Source organism: Streptomyces sp. NPDC028305 (assembly GCF_055569495.1).
The window spans coordinates 288,898-301,365 of sequence record NZ_JBVHTN010000006.1; the positions used below are offsets into that span (position 1 = coordinate 288,898).

Sequence of the window (12,468 nt, forward strand, 5' to 3'; positions counted from 1 at the left end):
CCGTCAGGGCGTGGGCCAGTTCCGCAGCAGGGCGTCGAGCGCGTCCAGGATCCGCGCCCAGGTCTCCTCCGTATCGGGCGCGCTGTGGCTGAACCCGCCCCCCAGCTCCAGGCTGACGTAGCCGTGGAAGACGCTGCCGAGCAGCCGGACCGCGTGCGTCTGGTCCGGCTCCGGCAGGTCGTAGCCGCGCAGGATCGCCCGCGTCATCTGCGCGTGCCTGACGCCCGCGCTGGCGGCCGCCGTCTCCGGGTCGAGCCTGAGCTGGGCCGCGGCGTAGCGGCCGGGGTGCTCCCGGGCGTAGCCGCGGTAGACGTTGGCGAAGGCGGCCAGGGCGTCCTTGCCGGCCCGTCCGGCCAGGGCGTCGGCGGCCCGGTCGGCGAGCTCCTCCAGGGCGAGCAGGGCGATCCTGGTCTTGAGGTCCTGGGAGTTCTTCAGGTGCGAGTAGAGACTCGCGACCTTGACGTCGAACCGCCTGGCCAGCTCCGAGACGGTCACCTGCTCGAAGCCGACCTCGTCGGCCAGCTCCGCCCCCGCCCGGGTCAGGCGCTCCGTGGTCAGCCCTGCGTGTGGCATGCCCTTCCTCTCCCTCGACAGTACTTATTATGCGTTTGCCTAAAAGGTTTAGGCAAATTAGCCTCAGATTTATGAAGCCACTGACCGAGCAAGAGATCCGAACCGCCTTCGTGAACTGCACCAAGGGCGAGGCCAAGCGCCTCTCCGTCCCCCGCGACCTGGCCGAGCGACCCTGGGACGACCTGGACTTCCTCGGCTGGCGAGACCCCCAGGCCCCCGAGCGCGCCTACCTCGTCACCGCACTGGACGGCCGCCCGAAAGGCCTCCGACTGCGCTGCCCCAGCCCGGCCTCCTGGCAGATCCGGCGCGGCATGTGCTCGGTATGCCTGACCTCCCACACGGGCGGCGTCTCCCTGATGGTCGCGCCCAAGGCCCGGCAGGCCGGGCAGCAGGGCAACTCGGTCGGCACCTACATCTGTAGCGACCTCGCCTGCTCGCTTTACGTGCGGGGCAAGAAGAGCGCGGGCGCCGACGGCCGGATCCAGGAGTCGCTGACCCTGGAGGAGAAGATCGCGCGGACCGTGGCGAACGTCGCGGCGTTCTTCGACAAGGTGACCGCGTGAGCCCGCCCCCGACATAGCGTTCACTTTCATTCATTGCAACGATCCGGAGGGGGATTGTTGCGTTAGATTCTGGACCGTTGCAACGATTCCTGCTCTTCTACCTGCACAGATGGAGATTACGCGCAACGATTCCGTTGCTGGATCCCTGAACGCAACGTAGTGTTTCGGTCATCGGAAACAACGAGCCGAAGGAACGCACGATGCAGAAGTTCGACACCCCCGCCCCGGTCACCGTCGACCTGGACATCCCCGCCGGACGCGTCCAGTTCATCGCCGCCGACCGCGCCGACACCACTGTCGAGATCCGGCCCGCCAACCCTGCCAAGAGCCGCGACGTCCAGACCGCCGAGCAGACCACCGTCGCCTACGCCGACGGCATCCTGCGGGTCCGCACCTCCGAGCCCAAGAACCAGCTCCTCGGTTCCGGATCCCTGGAGGTCACCGTCCAGCTGCCCGTCGGCTCCCGCGTCGAGGCCAAGGCGTCCGGCTCCGAGCTCCGCGTCGTGGGCCGCCTCGGCGACGTCGCCTTCGAAGGCGCATACCGCCGGATCAAGATCGACGAGGCCGCGAGCGTCCGCCTCACCGCGCTCGACGGTGACGTCGAGGTCGGCCGGCTGAGCGGCCCCGCGGAGATCAGCACCGCCAGGGGCGACATCCGGATCACCGAGGCCGTACGCGGCGCCCTCACACTCCGTACCCAGTCCGGTGACATCACGGTCGGCGCCGCCGCCGGCGTCTCGGCCGCCCTGGACGCCGGCACCGACTACGGCCGCATCAGCAACGCCCTCAAGAACGACGGCACCCCCGAACTCGACATCCGCGCCGCCACCTCCTACGGCGACATCACCGCCCGCAGCCTCTGACCCGAGCCTGCAAGACCACCGCCGTGAAGATCCTTTCCACGCTCATCACCGCCGACGGCGGGCAGGCCCACATCGGCGGCCACGACCTCACCGCCGACCCGCAGGCCGTGCGTGCCGCGATCGGTGTCACCGGGCAGTTCTCCGCCATGTCCATGGAGACGGAGACGGCGGTGCCGATGGTGGTGCTGCCGATGGTCATCAGCAGCGGCGTACACCGACACCACGTCGATGTACGCCGCCCCTCTCGTAAGAGGCCTACGGCTACTCGGCCAGCCGGTCGAGGCGGGCGCGGTGAGCCGGGGTCAGGGCGAGGCGGGCCGCGGCGAGGTTCTCCTCCAGATGCTCGATCCGGGCGGTGCCGGGGATCGGGAGGACGACGGGCGAGTGGCCGAGCAGCCACGCGAGCGAGACCTGCGTGGGGGTGACGCCCAGCTCGGCCGCGACGGCGGCGATCTCCGCCCTCGCCCCCGACGCCCCCGCCGCGACGGGCCGCCAGGGCAGAAACGCGATCCCCGCCGCCGCACAGGCCTCGAGCACCGGCTCGTGTTCGCGGTCGAGCAGGTTGTAGCGGTTCTGCACGCTGACGACGTCGACGATCTCCCGCGCCCGGCCGAGTTCGGCGACGGTGACCTCGGACAGCCCGAGCCGGCCGACCTTGCCCTCGGACTGGAGCTCCCGCAACGTGCCGAGCTGGTCGGCGAGCGGCGTCTCCGGGTCGATGCGGTGCAGCTGGAGCAGCTCGATCCGCTCGACCCGCAGCCGGCGGAGGGCATGGTCGACCTGGTCGCGCAGGACGGCCGGACGTGCGTCCAGCCTCCACTCGCCGCCGGGACCCGTTCGCGCGACGCCGACCTTGGTGGTGACGAGCAGCCCGGCGGGGTAGGGGTGCAGGGCCTCGGCGAGGAGTTCTTCGTTGGCGCCCCCGCCGTACAGATGGGCAGTGTCGATCAGCGTGACGCCGAGCTCGACGGCTCGTCGGGCGACCGCGAGAGCGGCTTCGCGGTCGGCGGCGGGCTCGTTCGGCAGGTGCATGGCCCCGAACCCGAGCCGCCCTACCTCCAGGTCCCCGCCGATACGAAACGTGTCCGATGCCATCCGCCGCCTTCGCCCCCATCCCTCAACGGCCCACGCTAACAGCCTCATTGGCCGTGTTGGCCGTTTCTCGTCGGAGTGGATCAGGCAGCCCCCACCGCGGCCGGCCGAGCGCTCTCGTAAGCTGAGCCCGTGCCGAGCACCGCCGAGTACCGTCCGTCCCCGCCCGCGTGGCGGTGGCGCGCGCTGCTCGTGCTGGGGGTGCTGGCAGGGCTGCTGGGCATGCACGCCCTCGGACCCTCCGGCGGGCTGATGCCGCGTACGCATGAGCGCCCCGCCGCCACGATGACGGCCACCTCGACGACGGCCATGACCGCCATGACGACCGTCGCGACCAGCGCCACGGCCCACAGCGGCTGCGACGGCGCGTGCGGCGGCTCGCACCTCCACCACGCCGATCCGACCTGTGCCTCACCCGCGGTCGGCGGCGGACCCACGCTGTCCGCTCCCCCGGCGGCCCCCGTCGCCGTCTGCGGCCACGACCTCACGGCGGCCCGGCGCGGCACGGCCCCCTCCCCGGCCGACGGGCGCGCGCCGCCCAGCCTGGCCGAGCTCCAGCTCCTGCGGATATAGGACCCGCCCTCGCGGCGCCGCCCACCCCCACTCGGGGCGGGCCGGGCGCCTCACCCCGGCATGTCCCGAAGACCACCGAAAAATTCCTCAGGAGTTCCCCCATGCGTTCCCTCACCCGCCGTACCGCCCTCGCCGCGGCCGCCGCCGCGGCCGCGCTGTCCCTGACCCTGACCGCCTGTGGCAGCGACGGCGGCGGCAAGGACCACTCCGGCTCCGGCCACGACTCGACCAAGACCACCGCGAGCGCGAGCGCGTCCGCCCCGTCCGGCAAGCACAACGACGCCGATGTGAGCTTCGCGCAGGGGATGATCCCCCACCACCGCCAGGCCGTGGAGATGGCAGACCTGGCCGCCACCCGGGCCTCCTCCGGCGCGGTCAAGGAGCTCGCCGCCGAGGTCAAGAAGGCGCAGGACCCGGAGATCCGCACCATGTCCGGTTGGCTCGAGGCGTGGGGCGAGAAGGTCCCCGAGGCGATGCCCGGCATGGATCACTCCCAGCACGAGGGCATGCCCGGCATGATGAGCTCCAAGGACATGGAGGAGCTCAAGAAGGCCTCCGGCGCGGCCTTCGACACCGCGTTCCTGACCATGATGGTCGAACACCACAAGGGCGCGGTGGACATGGCCCGCACCGAGAAGAAGCAGGGCGCGTACGGACCCGCCAAGACGATGGCCGACGCCATCATCAAGACCCAGAACGAGGAGATCACGCAGATGAACAAGCTCCTCGGCAAGGGCTGACCCGCGGGCTGACCCACAGCCGACGGGCGATGGGCGAAGGCACCGGCACCCCGCCGGGCCTTTGCCCATTCAGCCGCGGCAGGCCCAGTGGTTACGATCTGGCGCGATGAGTAGACAGCGCGACGCGGTCCGAATACCGGGCGGCACGGTGCGAGCCACCGTGCCCTCGGTCCTTCGGCGTGCCGTCCTGCTGTGCACCATCGCGTTCTGGCTGGCACCCTCGTTCCTCCACCCGGCCGCGGAACACACGTCCGCCGTGCGGCACGCCTCCGTCTCGGCACACCCCCCGTCCGGCCCCGAGTCCCGCCCCGAGTCCCGCCCCGCGACGGCCCCCGTGGCCGCGCCCGGCCGCGCGTGCCCGGACCCCGCCTCCCTCGGACCCCCGACCGGGGCGCACAGCGCGGGCGGCGCCGGCGACAACTGCGTCGCCGGCCCCCGGGGGGTGAGCCAGGGCCTGGTGCCCGCGCCCGTCCCCCCGCCCGCGCTCGCCGACTTCCCGCCGCGCGAGCGCCCGCACGACACGGATGCCACCCGGGCCCCGCCCGACCGCGCCATCCGCGCCCCCGGCCTCCACCAGCTCCAAGTGCTTCGCACCTAGGCCGCCGGTATCCACATCCGCACATCACTCATTCCTCCAGTGCAAGGACAAGGACAAGCCATGGCTTCCAAGGGATCGAAGACGAAGAACGCGGCGGCCGCGCGCCGCGAGAAGATCGAGGAGTTGCGCCGCGCCGAGAAGGCGCGCGACCGCCGCTACCGCATCATCACGATCGTCTCGTGCACGGTGATCGTCGTCGGGCTGGTCGTCGGCGGCTACTTCATGATCGACGCCAGCAAGGAGAAGGAAGAGAAGGCCCAGGCGGTGACGATGTCGACCGTCAAGACCGGGACCTTCAAGGGCATGAAGACCTGGAAGAACCTCGGCCGTACGCACGTCGAGGGCTCCGTCAAGTACGCGATGTCGCCGCCGGCCGGCGGAAACCACAACCAGGTCTGGCAGAACTGCAACGGCGACGTCTACGAGAAGCCGATAGCCAACGAGAACGCGGTGCACGCCCTGGAGCACGGCTCCGTGTGGGTCACCTACACCGACAAGGCGCCCGCCAAGGACGTCACCGAACTCGAGAAGCGCGTGAAGCAGACCCCGTACTCGCTGATGAGCCCCTACCAGGACCAGGACGCCCCGATCATCCTCACCGCCTGGGGCACCCAGCTCCACGTCGACTCGGCGACCGACCCGCGCGTGGAGAAGTTCTTCAAGGACTACGTGCAGGGCAAGCAGACCCCCGAGCCGGGCGCCGCCTGCACCGGAGGTAAGTCGGAATGACGGACACCGCCCAGGTGACGACCACCGGCCGCGCGGGACGGCAGCCGCTGATCGCGGGCGTCTCCGCCGCGCTCGCGCTGCTGGTGCTGGTGGCGGTGGGCGTCCTGTGGCTCACCGCGGACCGCTCGGACGGCACGACCGGACCGTCGAAGCCGGGCGACACCTCTGCGGAGGCGGGGTTCGCCCGGGACATGTCCATCCACCACCAGCAGGCGGTGGAGATGTCGTTCATCGTGCGCGACAGCACCGACGACGAGGATGTGCGCCGCCTCGCGTACGACATCATCAACACCCAGGCCAACCAGCGCGGGATGATGCTGGGCTGGCTGGATCTGTGGGGGCTCTCCAAGACCTCCGAAGACCCCCCGATGACCTGGATGAAGGACCTCTCGTCGGACGGGTCCACGGACCATGACTCGATGGGCTCCATGGACCACGGCTCGATGGGCAAGGACGGCGCCTACAAGCCGCACGACGGGTCCCTCATGCCCGGCATGGCCACCAACACCCAGCTGGACGAGTTGAGGAAGGCCAAGGGGAAGACCGCCGAGGTGATGTATCTGCGGTTGATGATCGCCCATCACAAGGGCGGGATCGACATGGCCGAGGGAGCGGTCAAGCTGGCGAAGGACCCGACGGTCAAGCGCCTGGCGCAGGGCATGGTCGACGGCCAGCAGTCGGAGATCCTGCTGATGAACGACATGCTGAAGAAGCGCGGCGCCAAACCCGTGTCGTAGCCCACTTCTCGGGCGCCCCGCGCGCGTCACCTCTTGAGGCGCTCCTCCCCCCGGGAGGGGCGCCTTGCGCTTGCCCGCGAGGGGGGGACAAGACCGGTCAGGAATCGAGAAGCCCCGTCGCCGGGCAGCCCCGTAGCGTGATGGTCATGACGAACACCACTTCCACCGCATCCATCGCATCCGTCACATCCATCGCATCCGTCACCCTTGAGGTGGCCGACCCCGAGGCCGCCCGCCGCTTCTACACCGCCTTCGGAGTGGACACGCGCATACGTCTGCGGGCGTCCGAGGCCCACTCCACCGGATTCCGCGGCTTCACCCTGGCTCTCACGGTGTCCGGGCCGGCCACCGTCGACGGCTTCGTCGACGCGGCCGTGGACGCCGGCGCCACCGTGCTGAAGCCCGCCGCGAAGTCGCTGTGGGGCTACGGCGGCGTCGTCCAGGCCCCGGACGGGACGATCTGGAAGATCGCGACCTCGGCGAAGAAGGACACCGGCCCGGCCACCCGCGAGATCGACGAGATGGTCCTCCTGCTCGGCGTCGAGGACGTGAAGGGCAGCAAGCAGTTCTACGTCGGCCGGGGCCTGACCGTGGCCAAGAGCTTCGGTGGCAAGTACGCCGAGTTCGCCTCCGACGAGTCCAGCCCCGTCAAGCTGGCGCTGTACAAGCGCCGCGGCCTGGCCAAGGACCTCGGTGTGCCCGCCGAGGGCACCGGCTCGCACCGCGTCGTCCTCGGCTGCGCCGCCGGCCCCTTCACCGACCCGGACGGATTCGCCTGGGAGGCCGCCTCCTGACTCCCGGCCCCGCGCTCCCGCCCCGACCCGCCTCAGGCCGGCCAGGGCCGGCCGCCTCGCCCGGCCCGCGGGCCAGGCGAGGGGCGGCGGTACGGAAGCGGGCCGCGCGGGCCCGACTCGTCAGCGGGTCAGTGGGAGGTGGCGCTGAACTCGACCGGCATGGCGGACACGCCGCGCATCATCAGCCCGGAGCGCCACTCCAGTTCCTCGGGGGCGATACTCAGGGACACATCCGGGAGCCGGTCGATCAGGACCTCGATCGCGGCCATGGCGATGGCCTCGGCCAGCTCACGGGCGACCGGGGGGCAGCCGTGGGTGCCGTGGCTGAAGGCCATGTGGGCCTGGTTGCCGGCCGCGCCCGCCCGGAAGTCGGGGCGTACGTCGGGGTCGGCGTTGGCCGCGGCGAGGCCCAGCATCAGGCAGTCGCCCTTCCTGATGCGGCGGTTGCCGAGCATGGTGTCCTCGGCGGCCCAGCGGCCGATCCAGTTGGGGACCGGGGTGGCCTCCCAGAGCACCTCGTTGAGCGCCTGGCCGACGCTGCGCCGCCCGCCGGACATGGTGACCGCGAACCGCTCGTCGGTGAGCATCAGCCGCAGCGCGTTGCCGATCAGGTCGGTGGTGGGCTGGTGGGCGGCGTAGACGTTGCCCAGCAGGTCGTTGATGATCTCGTCGTCGGTGAGCCCCGCCGGGTGGAACGCCAGGACGGTGGAGATGTTCTTGCGGTCCGGGTTGGCGCGGGCCTGCGCCAGCAGGCCCACCATCTGGTCGACCATCTTCTGGTGCGCGGCCGGTCCGCCGACCCCGCTGACCAGGTCGACCGTGATCTGCTGGAGTTCCTCGGACTCGGCCCCGTCCAGGCCGTACATGCGGCTCAGCACGCGCAGCGGGATCCGGCAGGCGTAGTCGGCGATCAGGTCGGCGCTGCCGCTGCCCGCGAAGTCGTCGATCAGATCGTCCGCGACGCGCTCGCACAGCGCGCGCAGCTCGAACGGGTCCACGACCTCCATGCTGTCGATGATCGCCTCGGCCCGCCGCTCGTGCTCGGCGCCCTCGGTGAACAGCATGGTGGGCCGGTAGCCGACGAACGTCATCAGCTCCCAGTCGTCCGGGACCTTGTCCCAGGAGTGCCAGCGGCGCGAGTCGCGGGCGAAGGTTTTGGGGTCGGTGGTGACCCGCACCATCTCCCGGTAGCCGAGCACCAGCCAGACGGGGATCTGCCGCTCGAGCAGGACGGGTACGACGGGGCCGTGGTCCCGGCGGAGCCGCCGGTAGAGATCGTCCTGGCTGTGCCGGAAGGCGTCGGCGTCCAGCACCACGGCGTCCGGCTGCTCCGGCCAGCCCTGCGGCGGCCCGGCGGCGAAGGGGTCCTCGGGTACGGGCGTGGGGTCCGGGGTGGTCACGCGGTGCTCTCCCGGGGAACTGAGGTGGTGGACAGGGAGTAGAGATGGCGCACCAGGGCGATCAGCACGGCCTTGCTCGACTCGCGCTCCCGGGCGTCGCAGTCGACCATCGGGATGTCGGGCGACAGGTCGAGGGCCGCCCGCACCTCTTCCAGGGTGTGCTTCGGCTCGCCGAAGTTGTTGCGCGCCACGATGAACGGCGTGCCGTGGTGTTCCAGCCGGTCGATGGCGTACCAGGAGTCGGACACCCGGTTGGTGTCCACCAGCACGACCGCGCCCAGGGTGCCCATGAACAGCCGGTCCCACAGGAACCAGAACCGCTCCTGGCCGGGGGCGCCGAACAGATAGAGCACCATCTGCTCGTCCAGGCTGATGCGGCCGAAGTCGAAGGCGACGGTCGTGGTGGTCTTCTCCCGCACCTGCGAGGCGTCGTCGATCCCCACGCCCGCCTGGGTCATGGTCTCCTCGGTGCTCAGCGGGCGGATCTCGCTGACCGAACGGACCATGGTCGTCTTGCCGACTCCGAAGCCCCCGACGACCACGATCTTGAGACCGTCGCTCGCGCTCTGGCTCAGCTGTGCGTCCTGGCCCGGCTGCGCGCCCTCGGGGCGGTCAGAGGTTCTGGAGTGCAACGAGCACCTTCTTCAGCATCTCGGGTTCGGGCAGCCGCGTGTCGGCGCGGACCACCTGAGGATGGCGAGCGGTGATCTTTCCCATGTCGAGCAGATCGCAGAGCAGGATCTTCACGACGCTGACCGGCAGCCCCAGATAGGAGGAGATCTCCACGACCGCCAGCGGACGGTGGCACATCCGGAGGATCCTGGCGTGCTCCGACTGCATGCCGGGGCTGGGCTCGCTCTCGCTGACGATGAGCGTGACCATGTCGAACACGCTCTCGTCCACGCGGCTGCGGCCGCCGGTGACGATGTACAGCCGGTCCGGATCCTCGCTGTCGACGGCCCCTCGGATCATGCGGTGGCCCCTCCGCTGCCGCTCGCGGCCACGCGGGGCGCGGCGCGCAGATGGTCGCCGATCTGCTCGACCAGCTCGTTCATGTTGTGGCCGATGACGCCGACGTCGGCCTCGTCCTCCGCGATGACCGCGAGGTGGGCGCCCTCGCCGGCCTCCACGATGAACAGGATTCCGCCGTGGAACTCCGTCATCGACTGCCGGACGCCACCGCTGCCGTCACCGAACTCGATGGAGGCGCCGTGGGACAGGCTCTGGATACCCGAGGCGATGGCCGCCAGTTGGTCGGCCTGGTCGAGGGACAGGCCGGAGGTGAGACACAGCTTGAGACCGTCTCTGGAGAGCACCAGCGCGTGCCGGGCGCCGGGGGTCTTCTTCAGCAGGTTCTCCAGCAACCAGTCCAAGCTGCGATCTGTGGTGTTCATCGGGGTTCCTTCTGTCACGGCTGGTCGTTCTCGGGAGACGTTTCGGGGAGGGGGCAGGCGTCGGAGGCGGGGGTGGCGGTGGAGCCGCCCCGGGTGGCCTGGCGGAAGGCGCCGAAGCGGGTGGCGTCGGGGCGCGGCCGGTCGCAGGGCTCCTTGGGCGCCTCGGTGGGGGTGGGCCGGGCGGCGGCGGCCAGCGTCTCGCCGCGGCGGCGCTTGGGCAGCGCGCCGTTCACCTCACCGGTCGCCTCGCCTTCCGTGCCGCCGTTCGCGCCGCGCGGGGCGGCGGCCGGGGCGGTCTTACGGGCCGGGGCGGCGGTCCGGGTGGAGCGGGGGGAGGAGATGGTGCCGGAGGGGCTCGCGGACCGGGTGGCGGTCTGGGCGGCGGCCGGGCGGGCTCCCGCGGTGCGGCCCGTCACGGAGTCCTGGCTCGCGTGGGTGATCAGCTGCTGCGGGATCAGGACGACCACGCCGGTGCCGCCGCGCGAGGAGGGCCGGAAGGAGACCGTCAGGTTGTGCTTACGGGCCAACTGCCCGACGACCGCGAGCCCGAGCCGGGTGCCGGAGAGCGTGGTCAGGTCCAGGGTCTCGGAGGAGACGGCCTTCTCGGCGCGGGCCAGCGCGGCCGGTCCCATGACCAGACCGCCGTCCTCGATCGTCACCACGACGCCGGTGTGCGTCTCCTGGACGTACACATGCACCTCCTCGGTGGGAGGCGAGAACGTGGCGGCGTTGTCCATGAGTTCGGCGAGGGCGTGCATGACGCCCTCGGCCGCGTACCCGGCGACCGCGGCGGTGCTGGCCGAGTGGATCCGGACCCGCTGGTAGGCGCTGATCCGGCCGACCGCGCCGCGCAGCACGCTCTCCATGACGATCGGCTTGGTCCAGCGGCGCCCGGAGCGGGCCCCGGTGAGGACCGCGATGCTGTCCGCGATGCGCCCGGCCTGCGCCGTGGTGTGATCGAGCTTCAGCAGGTCGCCGAGGACGGCCTCGTCGTGCCGGTTCTCCATCTCGCGGAGGTCGGCGAGCATGCTGGTGGCCAGCGCCTGCACCCGGCCGGCGGCGTTGGCGCAGGCGGCCATGGCCGAGGCGCGCATGCGCTCTCCGGTGGCCACCTCCCGCACCAGCGTGTTCAGGACCCGGCCGTGCGCCTGGTTGGCGGGCGAGCCCAGCGAGGCGATCACGGTGTCCATCGTGTCCCCTTCGCGCAGCCGGTTCACCGCCTGGGGAATCGTTTCGTCGGCGAGCCTGGTGGTCTCGGCCTCCATCACCGCCGTACGCCGCGCGGCCTCGGCCTCCACGGCCGCCACGCGTTCCCGGAGTCGCCGTACGTCCTGGGCGCGGGCGGCGGCGAGCGCGCCGGCCACGCAGGACACGATGACGACCACCGCGGAGAACAGTCCGACGGACGCCCGGCTCTCGGTCGGCACTTCGGCCGTCACCCAAGCCCCGATGCCTCCGAGAACGACGGCCGCCAGCAGCGGTACGGTCAGGGCCTGCCGCGTCATGGGGAGCCCTTTGACGGGTTGGCTGGATATATGTGCTGACATCTCTCAGGTCCTCAGGGGCGTGATCGAGGGACGAGGTCGGTTTCAAGCCATGGGCGGCACATCGTAGTACCGCACACACGCTTTTGACCGGCCCGTTCGCCAATCGGGACCTTGACATCCCGTCAGCACCGAGAAGTAAACCCCGGTTGGCCCCCGCATGGCGACCCCTGAACCGTCGCCGAACGCCGCAAACCAGAATGAGCCGTTCCGGGTCCGCACGTCCACCCCACGGCGTGTTCCTGCCGACGCTAGTGCGTCTAGCGTTGCTAGAATCAGGGCATGTCATCCACCGAGCGTCGCGAACGCGAACGAGCACTCCGCCATCAACTGATCATCACCTCCGCCCGCGAGCTGGCCGAGGCCGAGGGCTGGGACGCGGTCACCACGCGCCGGCTGGCCGAGCGCGTCGAGTACAGCCAGCCCGTCCTCTACAGCCATTTCAAGGGCAAGGACGCCATCGTCCGCGCGGTGGCCCTCGAGGGCTTCGACGACCTCGCCGCCCAGCTGCGGCGGGCGCGGCTGGGCGAGATCTCCCCGAAGGAGGCGCTGCGCGCGGTGGGCCGGGCCTACCTCGACTTCGCCGCCAACCGGCCCGCGCTGTACGAGGCCATGTTCATCATGCCGACCGACCTGCCCTTCGCCAGCAGCGAGACGCCCTCCGCGCTGCGCGCCGCCTTCGCCGAGATCGTCGCCGTGGTCGGGCCACGCGAGGGCGAGGGGCTGTACGCCGAGGTGTTCTGGGGCTCGCTGCACGGCATCGCCGTCCTGGTGCACGGGGCGCGGATGCCGGCCGAGTACCAGGGGGTACGACTTGACCTCCTGGTGGAGAAGTTCGCCCCGGAGACGGGCTGACCCGCGGTCAGGA

General features: G+C 71.0%; 16 protein-coding genes and 1 pseudogene. 10 read left to right on the plus strand and 7 right to left on the minus strand.

Annotated elements, in window-relative coordinates; genetic code table 11:
• Window positions 1–3 precede the first annotated feature (3 nt).
• Window positions 4–573, minus strand: a complete 570-nt coding sequence (locus ACZ4WQ_RS26710) for a TetR/AcrR family transcriptional regulator (RefSeq protein WP_311728577.1) — start codon at window positions 571–573, stop codon at window positions 4–6.
• A 71-nt stretch (window positions 574–644) separates the two neighbouring features.
• Between ACZ4WQ_RS26710 and ACZ4WQ_RS26715 the strand changes: the two genes are divergently transcribed.
• From ACZ4WQ_RS26715 to ACZ4WQ_RS26725, 3 genes and pseudogenes are all read left to right on the plus strand, one after another.
• Window positions 645–1,136, plus strand: coding sequence for an FBP domain-containing protein (locus tag ACZ4WQ_RS26715; RefSeq protein ID WP_398375729.1), 492 nt, complete (start codon window positions 645–647; stop codon window positions 1,134–1,136).
• Between the two features lie 200 nt (window positions 1,137–1,336).
• The gene (locus ACZ4WQ_RS26720) at window positions 1,337–1,999 is read left to right on the plus strand and encodes a DUF4097 family beta strand repeat-containing protein (protein ID WP_311728580.1); all 663 of its coding nucleotides are present in this window, start codon (window positions 1,337–1,339) and stop codon (window positions 1,997–1,999) included.
• Window positions 2,000–2,004: 5 nt separating this feature from the next.
• Window positions 2,005–2,148 (plus strand): annotated as a pseudogene (locus ACZ4WQ_RS26725) (ABC transporter); the annotation flags it as partial.
• A gap of 112 nt (window positions 2,149–2,260) precedes the next feature.
• Here the strand turns inward: ACZ4WQ_RS26725 and ACZ4WQ_RS26730 are convergent.
• Window positions 2,261–3,094, minus strand: a complete 834-nt coding sequence (locus tag ACZ4WQ_RS26730; RefSeq protein ID WP_398375728.1) for an aldo/keto reductase — start codon at window positions 3,092–3,094, stop codon at window positions 2,261–2,263.
• Between the two features lie 129 nt (window positions 3,095–3,223).
• Here ACZ4WQ_RS26730 and ACZ4WQ_RS26735 point away from each other — a divergent pair, with 129 nt between their 5' ends.
• From ACZ4WQ_RS26735 to ACZ4WQ_RS26760, 6 genes are all read left to right on the plus strand, one after another.
• Window positions 3,224–3,664 carry a DUF6153 family protein gene (locus tag ACZ4WQ_RS26735; protein ID WP_398375727.1) on the plus strand — a complete coding sequence of 147 codons (441 nt, stop codon included), beginning with the start codon at window positions 3,224–3,226 and terminating at the stop codon, window positions 3,662–3,664.
• A 101-nt stretch (window positions 3,665–3,765) separates the two neighbouring features.
• On the plus strand, window positions 3,766–4,404 hold the full coding sequence (locus ACZ4WQ_RS26740; protein ID WP_398375725.1) for a DUF305 domain-containing protein: 639 nt from the start codon (window positions 3,766–3,768) through the stop codon (window positions 4,402–4,404).
• Between the two features lie 106 nt (window positions 4,405–4,510).
• Complete coding sequence (locus ACZ4WQ_RS26745) at window positions 4,511–5,002, plus strand: hypothetical protein (protein WP_398375724.1); 492 nt, start codon at window positions 4,511–4,513, stop codon at window positions 5,000–5,002.
• 60 nt (window positions 5,003–5,062) lie between these two features.
• The gene (locus ACZ4WQ_RS26750) at window positions 5,063–5,731 is read left to right on the plus strand and encodes a DUF3105 domain-containing protein (protein WP_385346651.1); all 669 of its coding nucleotides are present in this window, start codon (window positions 5,063–5,065) and stop codon (window positions 5,729–5,731) included.
• On the plus strand, window positions 5,728–6,468 hold the full coding sequence (locus tag ACZ4WQ_RS26755; RefSeq protein WP_311728588.1) for a DUF305 domain-containing protein: 741 nt from the start codon (window positions 5,728–5,730) through the stop codon (window positions 6,466–6,468). Before ACZ4WQ_RS26750 ends, ACZ4WQ_RS26755 begins: the two co-directional genes overlap by 4 nt.
• Before the next feature lie 140 nt (window positions 6,469–6,608).
• Window positions 6,609–7,262, plus strand: a complete 654-nt coding sequence (locus tag ACZ4WQ_RS26760; RefSeq protein WP_398375917.1) for a glyoxalase — start codon at window positions 6,609–6,611, stop codon at window positions 7,260–7,262.
• A gap of 128 nt (window positions 7,263–7,390) precedes the next feature.
• On the opposite strand, the gene ACZ4WQ_RS26765 is transcribed toward ACZ4WQ_RS26760, so the two are convergent.
• From ACZ4WQ_RS26765 to ACZ4WQ_RS26785, 5 genes are read right to left on the minus strand one after another with little or no spacing between them, the layout of a single operon-like run.
• On the minus strand, window positions 7,391–8,662 hold the full coding sequence (locus ACZ4WQ_RS26765) for a cytochrome P450 (protein WP_398375722.1): 1,272 nt from the start codon (window positions 8,660–8,662) through the stop codon (window positions 7,391–7,393).
• Window positions 8,659–9,294 carry a GTP-binding protein gene (locus ACZ4WQ_RS26770; RefSeq protein ID WP_311728591.1) on the minus strand — a complete coding sequence of 212 codons (636 nt, stop codon included), beginning with the start codon at window positions 9,292–9,294 and terminating at the stop codon, window positions 8,659–8,661. The genes ACZ4WQ_RS26765 and ACZ4WQ_RS26770 overlap by 4 nt, the downstream gene beginning before the upstream one ends.
• Window positions 9,275–9,634 carry a DUF742 domain-containing protein gene (locus ACZ4WQ_RS26775; protein ID WP_311728592.1) on the minus strand — a complete coding sequence of 120 codons (360 nt, stop codon included), beginning with the start codon at window positions 9,632–9,634 and terminating at the stop codon, window positions 9,275–9,277. The genes ACZ4WQ_RS26770 and ACZ4WQ_RS26775 overlap by 20 nt, the downstream gene beginning before the upstream one ends.
• Window positions 9,631–10,056 (minus strand): roadblock/LC7 domain-containing protein, encoded by a 426-nt coding sequence (locus ACZ4WQ_RS26780; RefSeq protein ID WP_311728594.1) that lies wholly within the window; start codon window positions 10,054–10,056, stop codon window positions 9,631–9,633. Before ACZ4WQ_RS26780 ends, ACZ4WQ_RS26775 begins: the two co-directional genes overlap by 4 nt.
• Before the next feature lie 14 nt (window positions 10,057–10,070).
• Entirely contained in the window at window positions 10,071–11,561 is a 1,491-nt protein-coding gene (locus ACZ4WQ_RS26785; RefSeq protein ID WP_385346659.1) for a sensor histidine kinase, read from the minus strand.
• A 321-nt stretch (window positions 11,562–11,882) separates the two neighbouring features.
• Between ACZ4WQ_RS26785 and ACZ4WQ_RS26790 the strand changes: the two genes are divergently transcribed.
• The gene (locus ACZ4WQ_RS26790) at window positions 11,883–12,455 is read left to right on the plus strand and encodes a TetR/AcrR family transcriptional regulator (protein WP_398375720.1); all 573 of its coding nucleotides are present in this window, start codon (window positions 11,883–11,885) and stop codon (window positions 12,453–12,455) included.
• The last annotated feature ends 13 nt before the right edge of the window (window positions 12,456–12,468 follow it).

Bases quoted from the DNA above. Each gene is read 5' to 3' on its own strand.
- ACZ4WQ_RS26710 (WP_311728577.1), bottom strand. From the start codon at position 573: ATGCCACACGCAGGGCTGACCACGGAGCGCCTGACCCGGGCGGGGGCG.
- ACZ4WQ_RS26715 (WP_398375729.1), top strand. From the start codon at position 645: ATGAAGCCACTGACCGAGCAAGAGATCCGAACCGCCTTCGTGAACTGC.
- ACZ4WQ_RS26720 (WP_311728580.1), top strand. From the start codon at position 1,337: ATGCAGAAGTTCGACACCCCCGCCCCGGTCACCGTCGACCTGGACATC.
- ACZ4WQ_RS26730 (WP_398375728.1), bottom strand. From the start codon at position 3,094: ATGGCATCGGACACGTTTCGTATCGGCGGGGACCTGGAGGTAGGGCGG.
- ACZ4WQ_RS26740 (WP_398375725.1), top strand. From the start codon at position 3,766: ATGCGTTCCCTCACCCGCCGTACCGCCCTCGCCGCGGCCGCCGCCGCG.
- ACZ4WQ_RS26745 (WP_398375724.1), top strand. From the start codon at position 4,511: ATGAGTAGACAGCGCGACGCGGTCCGAATACCGGGCGGCACGGTGCGA.
- ACZ4WQ_RS26750 (WP_385346651.1), top strand. From the start codon at position 5,063: ATGGCTTCCAAGGGATCGAAGACGAAGAACGCGGCGGCCGCGCGCCGC.
- ACZ4WQ_RS26755 (WP_311728588.1), top strand. From the start codon at position 5,728: ATGACGGACACCGCCCAGGTGACGACCACCGGCCGCGCGGGACGGCAG.
- ACZ4WQ_RS26760 (WP_398375917.1), top strand. From the start codon at position 6,609: ATGGTCATGACGAACACCACTTCCACCGCATCCATCGCATCCGTCACA.
- ACZ4WQ_RS26775 (WP_311728592.1), bottom strand. From the start codon at position 9,634: ATGATCCGAGGGGCCGTCGACAGCGAGGATCCGGACCGGCTGTACATC.
- ACZ4WQ_RS26780 (WP_311728594.1), bottom strand. From the start codon at position 10,056: ATGAACACCACAGATCGCAGCTTGGACTGGTTGCTGGAGAACCTGCTG.
- ACZ4WQ_RS26785 (WP_385346659.1), bottom strand. From the start codon at position 11,561: ATGACGCGGCAGGCCCTGACCGTACCGCTGCTGGCGGCCGTCGTTCTC.
- ACZ4WQ_RS26790 (WP_398375720.1), top strand. From the start codon at position 11,883: ATGTCATCCACCGAGCGTCGCGAACGCGAACGAGCACTCCGCCATCAA.